Below are 15,177 nucleotides of genomic sequence, written 5' to 3'. Positions count from 1 at the left end.
CCTACTCACTTATCCTTCTTTTCTGTCATAGACGACAAATTCATAATTGTAGGGGTTCTTTTCGTCACGATGGCCTTTTTCACGTGATACAACCGTCCAATGATCTTCATCGTAATAAGGGAAGAAACGGTCGCCTTCAAATGAATGATGAATGTGCGTGATATATAGACGATCTGCGTATGGCATCATTTCCTCATACAGCTTAGACCCGCCAATGATCAATAATTCTTCCTCGTTCTTCGCAATGGTTAAAATATCATCGATTGAATGGACTACCTCGCATCCTTCAGCTTGAAAAGAAGAACTTGTGGTCAACACGATATTCCGGCGGTTAGGCAGTGCTCGTCCAATTGATTCAAACGTTTTTCTACCCATGACAATGGCATGACCACTTGTGACTTTTTTAAAATACGCTAAATCAGCGGGTAAATGCCAAGGCATTTGATTATCTTTGCCAATGACTCTGTCTTTTCCTGTCGCCACTATCATGGAAATCATACACTGACTTCTCCTTTAATATGCGGATGTGGATCATAGTTCTCGAGCACAAAATCATCAAACGTAAAATCAAAAATACTTTTGACATCTCTAGTGATGCGAAGCTGCGGAAGTGTGCGCTCCTCACGCTCTAACTGCATTTTGACCTGCGGAAGATGATTTTGATAAATATGAGCATCTCCTAGCGTATGAATAAACTCTCCTGGCTCAAGGTTTGTCACTTTGGCAATCATCATCGTTAGAAGTGCATACGAAGCAATATTAAAAGGCACACCTAAAAAGATATCTGCCGAACGTTGATAGAGCTGGCACGATAATTTACCGTTTGATACGTAAAATTGAAACAAGCAATGACAAGGAGGCAGCGCCATCTGATCAATCTCTCCTGGATTCCACGCACTGACAATCAATCTTCTCGAATTAGGATGATTCTCAATATCATGGATCAGTCTGCTGATCTGATCTACTGTCTCTCCGTCTCCGCTCGCCCATGATCTCCACTGCGCACCATACACACGCCCTAGCTCTCCATTTTCATCTGCCCATTCATTCCAAATACGGACACCATTTTCTTGAAGATATTTGACATTTGTATCACCTTTTAAAAACCACAGTAACTCATGAATGATTGATTTCAGGTGTAATTTCTTTGTTGTTAATAAAGGAAACCCTTCCTGTAAATCAAATCTCATTTGGTAACCGAACGTGCTGATAGTGCCTGTTCCTGTTCTGTCACCTTTTTCATCCCCGTGCTGTAATACATGACGGCATAACTCTTTGTATTGTTTCATTTTTTTCATCCTTTATTTATGTTCTTGTTGTAGTTTACCTTATTTCTGCTTTTGTTGAAACCAATTGAAACCAAAAAAACATGTCTGCATGATGAGCAGACATGTTTTTCTTTTTATGCTTGATTCACTCGATCCTGCTCTTCGTCCTTAATATCTTGGTGAGAGTGAGCTATGCGGCTTGCTGCTGCTGCGGCAAGCGCAGCGACAAGGTCATCAAGGAAGGTGTGCACTTCACCAGGACGACCTTCATCTAATTCTCTAATAATACCAAATTTCTCTTTGTCTAGATAACCGAAGTTGGTCAAACCGATTGATCCATATACATTGACAATGGAAAGCGGAATAATCTCATCAATTCCATATAGCGGTTCATCTGTTTCAACTAAATGCTGCAAAGGTTCTGGCAAAAGCTTTTTTTCTGCCAGCTGATCAAGCGCAAGTCCTGTCAAAACTGCGTGGACAATTTCCCTTTTATTCAGCACTTTTTCAACATTTTCAATGCAGACACTAAGTGGAAGATTTGGGTTGTATTTCTCTTGGAGTTTCAGCACAATATGTGCAATATCTTCTATTTTCACTCCACGCTCGTTTAACATCTGTTTTGTAATGCGAACCATTTCGTTCATTGTATACTTTTTCAATTGGCATGACATCTCCTTCTAGTGGCTCATCCAGCTCGGCGGGGTGTTTTTATCCCAGTAAATATTACCGAGTTCATGATGCGTCTGGAATCCATCTTCTGCTGTATGGTAGTGAAAGTTAAACCAATATCCGCTGTGAGGCGGCTGATCTCTCCTGACATGAAAACGAAGCAAATCTTCTCCAGTCTTTCTATTATAAATGTGGAAGATTTTTTCCCCATTTCCGCTTGAAGGCTGATCAGTTAAAACAACATCTTGAAATTTTTCGTCATCTTTGAAATTTGTTAAAAAGTCGGTTAACACTTGTTCAATTTTGGGTTGAATCTCTTCTCTATACTCGTCCTCAATGACAGGTGTGATTTTACGACCAAATTTGAGAAAGGATTGGTTTTCTGCACTTGATAGAACCTCTTGCTTATATTGCTCAAAGGGGTCTACCCGCTCTTTGTTGTCTTCTTGCGATAATTCCCAGCTGCGCGTATCATCTGATGTATCATAAACTGCTGTATAAGGTGATTTATCAGATGAAGAAAGTTCAGATGGCTTGTCTGTCATCAAAGCCGATGGAGGAGAGATTAAACCAAAAGTCGCAATCGTAAAGAGTGCAACAAGCGTTTTTCTCATCCACATTTTCATGATATCTAATTCCTTCCATAAGTTATCATACTGCTATTCTAGCATATAATGAATTTTCAGTCATTCAATTTGGTCATTGAGTTGAGACTTTCTTTTTCATGATAAAACGTTTACAATGACAGTAACGACGACTAAAATTTGGGAGGAATGGATATGCTTGAAGGGTTTTTCATCACAGCTTCCTTGCTGACGTTATTTTATTTTGTCTATATGGAGATCACCGATTAAAAGCCCTGAAATAGGGCTTTTTTTATTGTTAAGAGTGATTAAAGTTTTGTTGATTTGTCTTCTTCTATTGAGATATATCCGTAATGGAATTGGGCGGTTTTACGTTTCATCACCTGAAATTGATAGGAATCAGTGGTAAATCGTGTGCTTTTCCAATGATCTTTTAAAACCACTCTTTTTCTAGCCACTCTCATTGCTTCTTTCACAGCGGTTTCATGGTCAAAATGATGCTCAGCTGCATGACGAAGCGGCATCATACTAGCAGACTCTTGTATGGTTTCTTCAAACATTGGATCAAAATAGACGATATCATAGGATCGATCAGGGAGCTTCTTTAACTGCTCAATACTATCCCCGCTGATGACAGATATCCGTTTCATCGCCTCGTCTGCCTCTCTCACACCCGTTTCCCATGTGCTGAGTCCTTCTCGAACAAGCAATGCCGTCATCGGATTTTTTTCAATGCCTGCCACTTCTCCATTGGCGCCTGTAGCGCAGCTTGCGGTAATCGCATCTGATCCTAAGCCAAGCGTACAATCTAAAAAGGAATCGCCCGGCTTTAATTGTGCTGCTTCTATTAATGGATCTTTTTCACCACGAAGGACCCGCTTCACCCTAAACATCGCTGAGCTTGGATGGAAAAAGAACTTTTCACCATTTGGCTGATACCATTCAAATCGTTCTTTCCCAACAACGAGTACATCCCCCCGCTTAATCGCAAGCTGTTTGACAGATTGTTTACACCGCTCGATATACTCACCATGCAAGTCCTTTGCGAGGGCCTTTGCCGTTTCAATTGTTTGTTCATTTGCTCTAAAGCTTGTTGTAATGAGCATGTCGTTCCTCCATCATAATCAAGAAAAAATGCCCTGATTGGATCACAGGACATTTCAACACTTGTATTAGCAATGTTTTTCAAATGCAGATAAGACGTTCTTCATAATATCTTCCATTTCATGACCTTCAATTTCGTCACGCGGGATAAAATGAACGAGTTCATTTCCTTTTAAAAGTGCCATAGACGGAGAAGATGGCTCCTCACCTGTGAAGTATTCTCTCATTTTAGCCGTAGCTTCCCGGTCCTGACCAGCAAAGACCGTCACAATTCGATCTGGTGCTTTTTCTGCTTTCATGACAGCTTGAGTAGCAGCAGGGCGTGCTAAACCGGCAGCACATCCGCATACGGAATTGACGACAACAAATGTTGTTCCTTCTGCTTCCTGCATCGTTTTTTCTACTTCTTCTTCAGTCGTCAATTCTTGAAACCCTGCACTTGTCAGTTCTTGGCGCATTGGTACGACGAGCTGACGCATATATTCTTCATATGCCATTGACATATAAAAGCCCCCTCTATAATCCTTATGTTGTGAATAAAGGATACTATAGAGAGAGCCAATTTTCAAATGTTCAATTTCAGATTAAATTTTCATGATTCCGCCTGTATTGGCTGATGTCACAAGTTTTGAGTATCTGGCAAGGTAACCTGTTTTTACTTTTGGCTCAAAGCCTTTCCAGTTTGCTTTTCTTTTTTCCCATTCTTCTTCCGGGACATCTACGCTTAAAATGCGTTTTTCGATATCGACAACGACATGATCACCATTTTCAACAAAGGCAAGCGGGCCGCCTTCTGCTGCCTCTGGAGAGACGTGTCCAATAGACAATCCGCGAGAAGCACCGGAGAATCGGCCGTCTGTAATTAAAGCAACCTTTGGACCAAGTCCCATTCCGACAATTTGTGAAGTTGGTGCAAGCATTTCAGGCATGCCTGGACCGCCTTTAGGTCCTTCATAACGAATAATGACAACATGTCCTGCTTCTACTTTTCGATTAATGATTCCTTCAAGTGCTTCCTCTTGGGATTCAAATACGATCGCAGGTCCTTCATGGCGCGTGATGCCGTCTTGTACACCGCCTGTTTTAATGATCGCTCCATCTGGCGCAAGGTTTCCAAATAAAACGGCTAAGCCGCCCTTTTCAGTAAATGGCTTGTCAATTGGATAAATGACGTTATAATCTTTTACCTCATGCCCTGCAATGTTCTCGCCTAACGTTTTCGCTGTGACGGTCATGGTATCTAAATGAAGAGCCCCCTCTTTTTTGGACAATTCATTTAGTGCAGCGGTCACTCCGCCAGCTTCATGTAAATCTTCAATATATACATCTGAAGCTGGAGCGAGTTTCGATAAATGCGGCACTCGTTCTGCTACTTCATTAATACGCTCAAGTGAATATTCAACGCCCGCTTCGTTTGCAATCGCCAATGTATGAAGAACTGTATTGGTTGAACCACCAAGTGCCATATCTAAAGCAAATGCGTTATCGATCGCTTTTTCCGTGACAATATCACGTGGTTTAATGTCTTTTTTGATTAGCTCCATCAATTGTTTTGCTGACTTCTTCGCAAATTCTCTTCGTTCTGGTGATGTCGCCAGAATGGTTCCATTTCCAGGAAGAGCAATCCCAAGCGCCTCTGCTAGACAGTTCATTGAATTTGCTGTAAACATACCAGAGCAAGATCCGCATGTTGGACAGCCAAACTGCTCTAATTCGTTTAATTCCTCTTCATTAATTTTCCCTGATTGGTATGCCCCTACGCCTTCAAAGACAGAAGAAAGAGAAATTTTCCTGCCATCACTTGTTCTCCCAGCTTCCATCGGTCCACCACTGACAAATACAGTTGGGATATTCACACGCATGGCAGCCATCATCATACCTGGCGTGATTTTATCACAGTTAGGAATACAAACCATGCCATCAAACCAGTGTGCAGACACCACGGTCTCTACTGAATCAGCAATGATTTCACGGCTTGGCAATGAATATCTCATCCCAATATGCCCCATCGCAATTCCATCATCTACCCCAATTGTATTGAATTCAAATGGAACACCGCCAGCTTCACGAATGGCTTCTTTCACAATTTTTCCGAATTCCTGAAGATGGACATGCCCTGGGACAATATCAATATAGGAATTACATACGGCAATAAACGGCTTGCCAAAATCCTCATCTTTTACCCCAGCTGCTCTTAATAAGCTTCGGTGAGGTGCTCTGTCAATTCCTTGTTTAATCATATTACTGCGAAGTTCTGCCATCTGTTTAAAAAGCCTCCTATACTACTAGTCTTGTTGACTGTATGATTTTGAGTTGATTTTATTTTACAAATTTTCTGTTTATTTAGCCACCTATAATAGATAGTGACTTATTTCTCTGCTGAAGCAAGTGCTCAGCAAGGATTGTGTCATAAAATCTGACCTCCAATATTCTATATTGGTACTACTATATAGAGTTTTTTCTCATATTTCAACAATATTCAAAATAATTTTTCTGAAAAAATTTTTCTGCCAATAAAAAAGCCCTTTTCAGAAAACAAGCTGCCTTTTATTGGCAGCTGTCTCATCGTCTTATGATTCTGATGCATTTTTTCTACTTTCTGTCATTTGCTTCCACACAGAGCCTTTTGCTTCTTCTCCGTGCTCAATTCGTTCGATGGCCATTTTCACTTGAAGACTGACTTCAAATTCAGGGTCCTGCTCCGCTTCTTTTAAAGCTTCGAGTGCTGTTTCGTCACCTTCTTCATAAAGGAACATGGCCGCACGCCAGCGGACAAGCTTACTTGGGTCCTTTAAGGCTGCGATCATCGCTTCAATCGCACTAGAATCACCAAGATCTGAAATACAATCTCCAGCAGTTCTTCTAACCGTCACTGTTTTATCTTCAAGCCCTTTATATAAAATAGGCAAAATGGCTGGATCTTCAATCATGCCAGCATTCACAACAGCTTGTCTGCGAATCGATGTTTTTGGATCCTCCATCGCTTTCATTAAAACAGGTATATCTTTTTTCTCTGGCTGCATTTGCTCTAAATGAGCAAAACGTTTCTTCCAATCTTCATCGCGCAGCATCTCTTCTGTCACATCATATGCTTTTCGGTTCACTTGTTTATCTACAGCCTCTTGACCTTCCTTCACTGCCTCTGTTAAACGGGATAAACGCTCGTCGTCATATGCAGCTTGCAGCTCTTCTGTGACTTCTTGACCGATATCAGCAAATTCTCCAAAACGTACGCCATGTTCTTTCCACACACGTTCAAATACAACATTATCTGAACTGCTTCTTAGCTTTAAAATCGCTGCCTGGAAACGTTCAGGCATTCCAAATCGTTCTTCTCTTTCACCGTCTGTCAGCTTGACCTGCATCGGAATCCCATTAAACATTTGAACAAACACTTTGACTTCTCCAAATGTGTCATCACCTGACTGCGATTCTCCCTGAAGACCTTCTGTTTCTTGTCCAAAGGCTTCTCTGACTTGCTGTAAAATACCTTGCCAATCAAATTTCGCATTACGCTCAACCGCTAAGAAATCGGCTACATGGTAAACACCTTTTACACCTTCAATGGTTAAAATTCGCTTGATCATCTCTGGCGCTTCGTCTTTTTGATCTTTTTTGTAGTTATTGCTTTTACCGCCTGCAAGCGCTTCTGTCAAAATGACTTTCATTGTATTCGGGCTTGGCGTTGGTTCTATGGCAGTTATTTTCATCTATACATCCTCCTTACACACATAAAGACCCTACTCATCTGTAAGGCCGCATTCTTCTTTCCATGTCTTGATAAATAGACACATAAACTCATGCCGCTCATGAGCCAGCTGCTTTCCAGCACGTGTGTTCATCAAGTCTTTTAATTGAAGCAGCTTTTCTTGCATATGCACAAGTACTGTGCCTTGGTGAGCACCCTCTGTATAGTGAGGCTCCCCTTTTGCACCTGCATATGTAAACACCCTTGCAATCCCAGTTGCACCTATCGCATCTAGCCGATCTGCATCTTGAACAATGGCCCCTTCTAATGTCACTGGCTGATGCTGCATATGCCGGTGACGAAAAGACATCGTTGTAATAATATCCATGATATAGCGAATATCTCGCGTGTCCACTTCCCACAAAAGGAGCTGCTGCTTGAGATCATGCGGTGAAAGCTTCCATTCACTAGACAGCTTGTCATCAATGACATCATGGACAATCGCTGCCATTTCAATGACAAAAAGCGACCCGCCCTCCTGTTGTGCAATATGGACGGCAAGCTGGCGCACACGATTGATATGAGCTTCATCGTGTCCAGTCGGTTCATTCTTTAGCTGTTTTGAAACAAAGGAGGCAGCTGCCTCCAATTGTTCTTGCTGCTTGTTCGAATACATGCTTATTTCTCCAAAAGAGCGATAATGGAGCTTTCTAATTCTTTTGGTGGTGTTTTAGGAGAAAATCGTTCAGTCACTTCTCCGTTTTGGTCAACGATAAATTTTGTAAAATTCCATTTCACCGTTTTTGTACCAAGCACACCTTTCGCATGACTCGTTAAGTATTTGAAAAGCGGATGCGCATTGTCACCATTGACATCTACTTTTGCAAACATCGGGAAGGTCACACCATAGTTTAACGAACAGAATTCTTGAATTGCTTCTTCCCCTTCTGGCTCTTGATTCATAAATTGATTGCACGGAAATCCTAAAATTTCAAGGCCCTTTTCATGATATTGATCGTATAACTCTTGTAATTGTTTAAATTGAGGGGTCAGTCCACATTTGCTCGCTGTGTTCACGATGATCAGTACTTTCCCTTTGTAATCTGCCATTGATTTTTCCTGACCGTTAATGGTCTTGACCTGAATATCATAAATTGACATCTCATAGCCTCCTAGGATTCACTTTTTCCTATCGTAACATGCTTCTTTTAGAAAATCGCTTTTTATGCTTTCTGCTAAAAGAGTCCAGTCACACTGCCGTCTTCTAATAAATCCATCTCAAGTGCCGCAGGTTTTTTAGGGAGACCTGGCATGGTCAGAATGCTTCCTGTTAGTGCAACGATAAAACCTGCTCCTACAGATGGTTTTAACTCTCGAATCGTAACGGTGAAGCCTTTTGGTCTGCCGATTAAAGCCGGATCATCCGATAGTGAATATTGCGTTTTTGCCATACAAACCGGCAAATGGGCCCAGCCATTTTTCTCAATTGCAGCTAGCTGCTTTCTTGCTTTTGATGTAAGGTTGACGCCGTCTGCACCATAAACCACTTTGGCGACTTTTGACAACTTTTCTTCAATGGAATCTTGCTCCTCATATAAATAAGAAAAGCTGTTTTCATTCTTTTCAATGAGTGTCGTGAGCTCTTCGGCAAGTGCTACGCCGCCAGCTCCCCCTTCTTCCCATACATTGACCGCTTTGACTGGATGTCCATTCGTTTCGCACCAGTTTTCTATTGCTTGAATTTCTTCTTTTGTATCGGTAATAAAACGGTTCACTGCAACGATATATGGTAGACCGAAGGCTTGCACTGTTTCAATATGCTTCTCTAAATTATGTATACCTTCTAATACAGCCTGTGCATTTGCTTCCTTGAGCTCTGTTTTCTGCATTCCGCCATGCATTTTTAGCGCCCTGACAGTTGCGACAATGACAACAGCGCCTGGTTTAAAATCACCGGCTCTTGTTTTGATGTGAAGAAATTTTTCCGCGCCGAGGTCTGCACCAAATCCCGCTTCTGTTACGACGTAATCTGCTAGTTTTGCCGCCATTTTTGTGGCAATTAAACTATTGCATCCATGTGCAATATTGGCAAAAGGACCACCATGAACAAGGGCTGGAGTTCCTTCAATCGTTTGAACAAGGTTTGGTTTCAGCGCATCTTTTAAAAGCAAGGTCAATACGCCTTCATATCCTAGATTTCCAACTGTGACCGGTTCACCTTCTTGATTGTAGGCAACAACAATAGAAGAAAGACGTTTTTTTAGATCGTTTAAGTCGTCTGCTAAACAGAGGATGGCCATCATTTCGGATGCAACCGTAATATCAAATCCATCTTCTCTAGGGTACCCATTTAATTGACCGCCAAGTCCTACGACCACTTGTCTTAGAGCACGATCGTTTAAATCTAACACTCGTTTCCATACAATTCGGCGTGCGTCGATCCCAAGCTCATTTCCGTGATGGATATGATTATCAATAAAAGCAGCTAAAGCGTTATGTGCAGATGTAATCGCATGAAAATCCCCTGTGAAATGAAGATTGATTTCTTCCATAGGCAACACCTGTGAATATCCGCCGCCAGCTGCACCGCCTTTAATACCCATTGTGGGACCTAGTGAAGGTTCACGCATGGCAATAATCGCTTTTTTCCCAATTTTCTCGAAGGCTTGACCGAGGCCAACTGTTACGGTGGACTTTCCCTCACCTGCTGGCGTTGGGTTGATCGAAGTCACAAGAATCACATTTCCTTCTTTTTGTTCCTTTAAACGGTCAAAAATAGTCAAAGATATTTTCGCTTTTGTGAAACCATAGCATTCTAATTCTTCGTCATGTATTTGTAATTTTGCTGCGATGTCTTGAATCGGTCTCAGCTTTGCCTTTTGGGCAATGTCAATATCTGATAAATGCTTTGTGATCATGATTAATGGCCTCCTTTTTTGACAGAAACAGCTTTCTTTTTTGCTCTATTTTTCATTGTAACATAATTGAAACATTGAAATATCGCCAGAAAGTTCCTATAATGAAGTGAAATTAGCTTTGGTTCAGGGGGTGGCGAGTTGCCTATTAACATACCAGTTCATCTGCCGGCAAAACAAATACTAGAGAGCGAAAACATTTTCGTCATGGATGAGACAAGGGCATTCAAACAAGATATCCGTCCTTTGAATATCGTGATCTTAAACTTAATGCCAAAAAAAATACAAACTGAAACGCAGCTGTTGAGAATGCTCGGAAATTCTCCTTTGCAAGTGTATTTTACATTTTTGATTCCAAGTACACATACACCGAAGAATACATCGAGAGAGCATCTAGATGAATTTTATACGACCTTTGACTCGATTCGCCATAAAAAATTTGATGGCATGATCATTACAGGTGCACCAATTGAGCATTTAGCTTTCGAAGAAGTTTCCTATTGGAAAGAACTGCAGGACATTTTGGACTGGAGTAAAACGAATGTGACGTCTACTCTCCATATATGCTGGGGGCACAGGCTGGTCTTTATCATCATTATGGCATTGAAAAAATCAAGCTTCCAGAGAAAAAATTCGGTGTTTTTGAGCATCTTGTCAAAGAGAAAAAAGAAAGATTAGTAAGAGGTTTCGATGAAGTATACTATGTCCCACATTCTAGGCATACAGATATTAATACAGAACAATTAAAAAACACGCCGAATCTAAAAGTATTGAGCACGTCTGAGGAAGCTGGTGTTTGTTTAATTGTTTCAGATGATGATAAACAAGTATTTTTAACTGGACATCCTGAATACGATACAGATACATTGAAGCAGGAATATGAAAGAGATTTGTTGAAACATGATACAGTCAAAAAACCCGTCCACTATTTCATAGAAGATGGAGACACATTAGTTCCAGTGAACCGCTGGAAAGCCCATGCTACTTTGCTGTTTATGAATTGGCTTAATTACTATGTTTATCAAGAAACACCATATGTGTGGGAATAAAATAGACTGTAGTCTGATGATAAATGCTTAAAATGTGTTAAAATACAAATGGCTCTGTCTTCCATTATCAATTTAGTCTGTTTGTTTTTTAAAATTAGTTTAATTCTTTCGTAACGAATGATATGCTCTCGCTGTTTATATGTTATCTTTATGTATATGTAGACCTATGAGATTTATAGTTTTCGTACGAAGTTTTGTTGTTGTTGATTACATTTGAGGTGAATATTCTTGAATACCAATAAAAAAATATTAATCTTGACCGCAAATTATGGAAATGGACATATGCAGGTTGCAAAAACACTGTATGATGAATGCAAATCCCAAGGGTTTGAACATGTGATAGTTTCTAATTTGTATCAAGAATCAAATCCCATTGTGTCTGAAGTGACTCAATATTTATATTTAAAGAGCTTCTCCATTGGGAAACAATTTTATCGCTTGTTTTATTACGGTGTAGATAAAATTTACAATAAACGCAAATTTAACATTTATTTAAAGATGGGAAATAAGCGTCTTGATGAATTAATTCAATTACACAATCCGGATATCATCATCATTACATTCCCGATGATTGTTGTACCTGAATACCGAAACAAAACAGGTAAAGTCATTCCAACATTTAATGTGATGACAGACTTTTGTCTTCATAAAATTTGGGTACATGAAAACATTGACCGATACTATGTTGCAACCGAGTATGTGAAACAAAAGCTAGTAGAAATCGGCACACATCCAAGCGATGTCAAGGTAACAGGCATTCCGATTAGACCACAATTTGAAGTAGACGTGCCTAAATCGATCATCTATAAAAAATATGGATTATCATCAGACAAAAAAGTCCTTCTCATTATGGCGGGTGCCCATGGTGTACTAAAAAATGTGAAGGAACTGTGTGAAGCACTACTTCTTGACAGTGAAGTACAAATTGTTGTTGTGTGCGGTAAGAATGCAGCGCTGAAGCAATCGCTTAGCGAACTTGAACAAGCACACCCAAATCAATTGAAGGCGCTTGGATATGTGGAACAAATTGATGAATTGTTCAGAGTAACGGACTGTATGATTACAAAACCGGGCGGAATTACATTAACAGAAGCAACAGCAATTGGTGTCCCAGTTATTCTTTACAAACCTGTTCCAGGACAAGAAAAAGAAAATGCTCTTTTCTTTGAAGATTACGGCGCTGCCATTGTCATCAACAGACACGAAGACATTTTAGAATCTGTCACCAACTTGCTGCAAGACGAAGAAAAATTAGAATCCATGAAACAAAACATCAAAAAATTACACTTAAAACAGTCTTCTCAAACCATTTTAGAAGATATCGTCGAACAATCAGATCTGATCATGAGCAACAAATCGTATGCTCAAGCATTATCATAAAAAGGTGTCCGTCATTGACGGACACCTTTTTTCTTTTAACCTTGATTTCCATTCGTTGTATATACTTCTTCAAACGGCTGAACAACAACAAAGCCACTTCCGCTAAACTTCATTTGAATGGACTCTCCGCTTCCCCTGCCAATAAACGTTTTGAACGATACATCTGTCACAAATTCAGTCTGCAAATCTCCTGACCATGCGACCGTCGCATTCGGATCTGTATAAACAGAATCACCTGGCTGAACAATCAGCGTCAGCGGTTCGTAATGACTTGTGATTGCCACAAGACCTGGTCCTTCAAGTTTGACATTAAATAATCCACCTGCAAGCATGCCAGATACCTTTTTCATTAATTTAATATCCCACCGAACTGACGGTTCAAATGCGAGCAGGTCGTTTCCATTAACGAAAATAGACTCCCCTTGAGCCAATCGAAGAATCGAGATTTTTTTCCCTTGGTCTGCTACATATAATTTCCCATCACCTGTGGCCTTCATCAAAGAGGTTCCTTCTCCTGATAACATTTTTTTGAACATCTTTGACACACCGTGTTCAAATACACCTTCACGTTCAAACTTTATTTTCCCGCGATACGAAACCATGGAGCCTGTCTTTGCCCAAATGGTATCTGTTAAATTAATTTCTAACAATCTTGATGTTTCAAGTTCGAAGACCCCTTCCCCTTTGTCTTCTTGCTGCGTATTCTGAACAAACTCCTCAATTGTGTAACGATTCATGACGCACCTCTTTCTGTATTTTTACTATATACGGACAAGTTATACATTAGGTTTCATGAGATTAGGACGTTTTATAGATAAATGTCATTCACTAAAAAAACAAAAAAATCAAACATTCTGCTCAAAATTTGGCTTGCCTGCTTGACGCTTTACTTTTGATGGTGTATAGTGGAACCATCATTTAACAACTGCTTAAGTCGTTAGGTGATGAAAAATTTTTTTTAGTATGCCAAAAGGTGTGCTACAGTACTAGGAGGAAAAAGCAATATGCAAAACGGTAAAGTAAAATGGTTCAATAATGAAAAAGGTTTCGGCTTCATTGAAGTTGAAGGCGGAGACGACGTATTCGTTCACTTCACAGCTATCGAAGGTGACGGTTACAAATCTCTAGAAGAAGGACAAGAAGTTTCTTTTGAAATCGTTGAAGGTAATCGTGGACCTCAAGCTGCAAACGTAACAAAAATCTAATCAACTCAATCAATGATGAAACGACAAAATAAAGAGAGGCGTATGCCTCTCTTATTTGATTTTCAGCTGAATTTCAATCGCTAAAATATTTTGCTTTAATCTTTGTTCAATTTCAGAGATATCTTTTTCGAGAAAAGGTCTTCCCTTCTTTGCTACATCTACCAGTTGCTCTAGATCACTGTACACCTCTTGAAATGTCCGATGTAATACCGTTTCAAAATCCTTATTATCCATGCCGGCCTTCCCCTTTTCCTCTATTATCCGTCACTTAGTCAAAAAGTAACTCAACCAAAACTTTCTATAGTTATATCGGCTCATTTTTCAGAATATGTTCTTTTTTTACACATTCTATTCGTTTTTTTTCGTGAGCGTATGATACATCTAGAGGAAAACCGGAGTGTACGCTTATTTTTTGAGTAATTCATTCCCGTATTGTTTGATCTTCTCTCCTACCGTGCATTGCTGTATACAAAAGGAGTGCGCGTATTTTTTGCCAAATTCTTTGCGAAAGTGCTTCTTAATCAAGCAATCTGAACAATACGTGTCTTGAAGATCTGTTAATTCTTTTACTGCTGTTTTTTTATCCACTTTATTCAGCTCCGTCTGCTTCTAATTTCAACTTACTTTCGATGGGGACGTCTGCAAGTATCTGTCTGGCAAGCTGATCTGCTTCTGCATTTTGTTTACGATCGATGACTTCATATGTTGGCGTGAGCTTCAGCTCTTTGATCGCAGCCTCAATTCGGTCGAGCCATTTGTTATGTATATCATCATAACAAGGCCATTCCCCTTTGAGCTGATTCATCACAACAAGAGAATCTCCTCTAATCGTAACAGAGTTTCTGCTGGCTCCCAGTTCTTTTAAAGCTTTTACCGCTTCAAATAAAGCCGCATACTCTGCCTCATTGTTCGTGGTGCTCTGAAAAGGCTGATTCTTCCTTAATCGGTATGCATCCTGTCCAAGCTGATAATACACGACAATTCCAAGCCCAGCATCACCTGTTTCTTTGCGAAAACTCGCATCAAAATAGACCTGAAGCTGATCGGGTTCAAGCCTAAGTTCTTCGTTTAGCTTTTCAAGTTCTTTCGTCGACCACATCGCACCCTTTTCATCTTCAAATGATAGAAGTGACTGCGGTTCTTTTTTGTCTATATGTTTTGCTAAAAGCAAGGCCTCTTTGAGCTCCATCCAATCTTCTTGGAAAAAAGCAATGGACCCAATCGATTTCACTTTCATTGTATAGTGCGCTCTTAGTTTCATTGATCACATCGCCTTCCCATACTTTTAAGGTAAACGTTCGTTATGCTATAA

The 15,177-nt window shown here is 40.2% G+C and carries 17 protein-coding genes and 1 pseudogene; 3 read left to right on the top strand and 15 right to left on the bottom strand.

Going from position 1 to position 15,177, the window contains the following annotated elements; all coding sequences use genetic code 11:
- Nucleotides 1–9: 9 nt before the first annotated feature.
- The 11 genes from folA to KFQ09_RS18845 all read right to left on the bottom strand — a co-directional run bounded on the left by folA (nucleotide 10) and on the right by KFQ09_RS18845 (nucleotide 10,234).
- Complete coding sequence (folA, locus tag KFQ09_RS18895) at nucleotides 10–498, bottom strand: type 3 dihydrofolate reductase (protein WP_019743261.1); 489 nt, start codon at nucleotides 496–498, stop codon at nucleotides 10–12.
- Nucleotides 495–1,289: a thymidylate synthase gene (locus KFQ09_RS18890; RefSeq protein WP_008346390.1), complete on the bottom strand. Its 795-nt coding sequence runs from the start codon at nucleotides 1,287–1,289 to the stop codon at nucleotides 495–497. The genes folA and KFQ09_RS18890 overlap by 4 nt, the downstream gene beginning before the upstream one ends.
- 113 nt (nucleotides 1,290–1,402) lie before the next feature.
- Nucleotides 1,403–1,930, bottom strand: coding sequence for a phosphatidylglycerophosphatase A family protein (locus KFQ09_RS18885; RefSeq protein ID WP_008346387.1), 528 nt, complete (start codon nucleotides 1,928–1,930; stop codon nucleotides 1,403–1,405).
- 18 nt (nucleotides 1,931–1,948) lie between these two features.
- Entirely contained in the window at nucleotides 1,949–2,566 is a 618-nt protein-coding gene (locus tag KFQ09_RS18880; RefSeq protein WP_024718552.1) for a YpjP family protein, read from the bottom strand.
- Nucleotides 2,567–2,832: 266 nt separating this feature from the next.
- On the bottom strand, nucleotides 2,833–3,630 hold the full coding sequence (locus KFQ09_RS18875) for a class I SAM-dependent methyltransferase (protein WP_255835878.1): 798 nt from the start codon (nucleotides 3,628–3,630) through the stop codon (nucleotides 2,833–2,835).
- Between the two features lie 66 nt (nucleotides 3,631–3,696).
- The gene (locus KFQ09_RS18870; protein ID WP_017359703.1) at nucleotides 3,697–4,131 is read right to left on the bottom strand and encodes a BrxA/BrxB family bacilliredoxin; all 435 of its coding nucleotides are present in this window, start codon (nucleotides 4,129–4,131) and stop codon (nucleotides 3,697–3,699) included.
- An 81-nt stretch (nucleotides 4,132–4,212) separates the two neighbouring features.
- Nucleotides 4,213–5,889 (bottom strand): dihydroxy-acid dehydratase, encoded by a 1,677-nt coding sequence (gene ilvD / locus KFQ09_RS18865; protein WP_007500822.1) that lies wholly within the window; start codon nucleotides 5,887–5,889, stop codon nucleotides 4,213–4,215.
- 309 nt (nucleotides 5,890–6,198) lie between these two features.
- On the bottom strand, nucleotides 6,199–7,338 hold the full coding sequence (locus tag KFQ09_RS18860) for a conserved virulence factor C family protein (protein WP_116307034.1): 1,140 nt from the start codon (nucleotides 7,336–7,338) through the stop codon (nucleotides 6,199–6,201).
- A gap of 30 nt (nucleotides 7,339–7,368) precedes the next feature.
- Nucleotides 7,369–7,992 carry an HD domain-containing protein gene (locus KFQ09_RS18855; RefSeq protein ID WP_017359706.1) on the bottom strand — a complete coding sequence of 208 codons (624 nt, stop codon included), beginning with the start codon at nucleotides 7,990–7,992 and terminating at the stop codon, nucleotides 7,369–7,371.
- 2 nt (nucleotides 7,993–7,994) lie between these two features.
- The gene (locus KFQ09_RS18850) at nucleotides 7,995–8,477 is read right to left on the bottom strand and encodes a glutathione peroxidase (protein ID WP_007500827.1); all 483 of its coding nucleotides are present in this window, start codon (nucleotides 8,475–8,477) and stop codon (nucleotides 7,995–7,997) included.
- Nucleotides 8,478–8,551: 74 nt separating this feature from the next.
- Nucleotides 8,552–10,234, bottom strand: coding sequence for a formate--tetrahydrofolate ligase (locus tag KFQ09_RS18845; protein WP_099496572.1), 1,683 nt, complete (start codon nucleotides 10,232–10,234; stop codon nucleotides 8,552–8,554).
- A gap of 138 nt (nucleotides 10,235–10,372) precedes the next feature.
- Here KFQ09_RS18845 and metA point away from each other — a divergent pair.
- Both metA and KFQ09_RS18830 read left to right on the top strand, forming a co-directional pair.
- Nucleotides 10,373–11,208: pseudogene (gene metA, locus KFQ09_RS19610) on the top strand (homoserine O-succinyltransferase); the annotation flags it as partial.
- 300 nt (nucleotides 11,209–11,508) lie between these two features.
- Nucleotides 11,509–12,660 (top strand): diglucosyl diacylglycerol synthase, encoded by a 1,152-nt coding sequence (locus tag KFQ09_RS18830; protein WP_017359708.1) that lies wholly within the window; start codon nucleotides 11,509–11,511, stop codon nucleotides 12,658–12,660.
- A 35-nt stretch (nucleotides 12,661–12,695) separates the two neighbouring features.
- Here KFQ09_RS18830 and KFQ09_RS18825 read toward each other — a convergent pair whose 3' ends face one another.
- Nucleotides 12,696–13,397, bottom strand: a complete 702-nt coding sequence (locus KFQ09_RS18825) for an AIM24 family protein (protein WP_017359709.1) — start codon at nucleotides 13,395–13,397, stop codon at nucleotides 12,696–12,698.
- Nucleotides 13,398–13,664: 267 nt separating this feature from the next.
- On the opposite strand from KFQ09_RS18825, the gene cspD reads away from it, so the two are divergent.
- Complete coding sequence (gene cspD / locus KFQ09_RS18820; protein ID WP_003215784.1) at nucleotides 13,665–13,865, top strand: cold-shock protein CspD; 201 nt, start codon at nucleotides 13,665–13,667, stop codon at nucleotides 13,863–13,865.
- A gap of 51 nt (nucleotides 13,866–13,916) precedes the next feature.
- On the opposite strand, the gene KFQ09_RS18815 is transcribed toward cspD, so the two are convergent.
- The 3 genes from KFQ09_RS18815 to KFQ09_RS18805 form a co-directional block, all read right to left on the bottom strand.
- Nucleotides 13,917–14,099 (bottom strand): hypothetical protein, encoded by a 183-nt coding sequence (locus tag KFQ09_RS18815; RefSeq protein ID WP_008346368.1) that lies wholly within the window; start codon nucleotides 14,097–14,099, stop codon nucleotides 13,917–13,919.
- Between the two features lie 171 nt (nucleotides 14,100–14,270).
- The gene (locus KFQ09_RS18810; protein ID WP_008346366.1) at nucleotides 14,271–14,453 is read right to left on the bottom strand and encodes a zinc-finger domain-containing protein; all 183 of its coding nucleotides are present in this window, start codon (nucleotides 14,451–14,453) and stop codon (nucleotides 14,271–14,273) included.
- A 1-nt stretch (nucleotide 14,454) separates the two neighbouring features.
- Entirely contained in the window at nucleotides 14,455–15,126 is a 672-nt protein-coding gene (locus tag KFQ09_RS18805) for a ribonuclease H family protein (protein ID WP_007500833.1), read from the bottom strand.
- Between the last annotated feature and the right edge of the window lie 51 nt (nucleotides 15,127–15,177).

The organism is Bacillus sp. FS02, from assembly GCF_024398395.1.
Lineage (GTDB): Bacteria > Bacillota > Bacilli > Bacillales > Bacillaceae > Bacillus > Bacillus altitudinis.
This window is presented reverse-complemented; position numbering and strand designations above follow the sequence as displayed.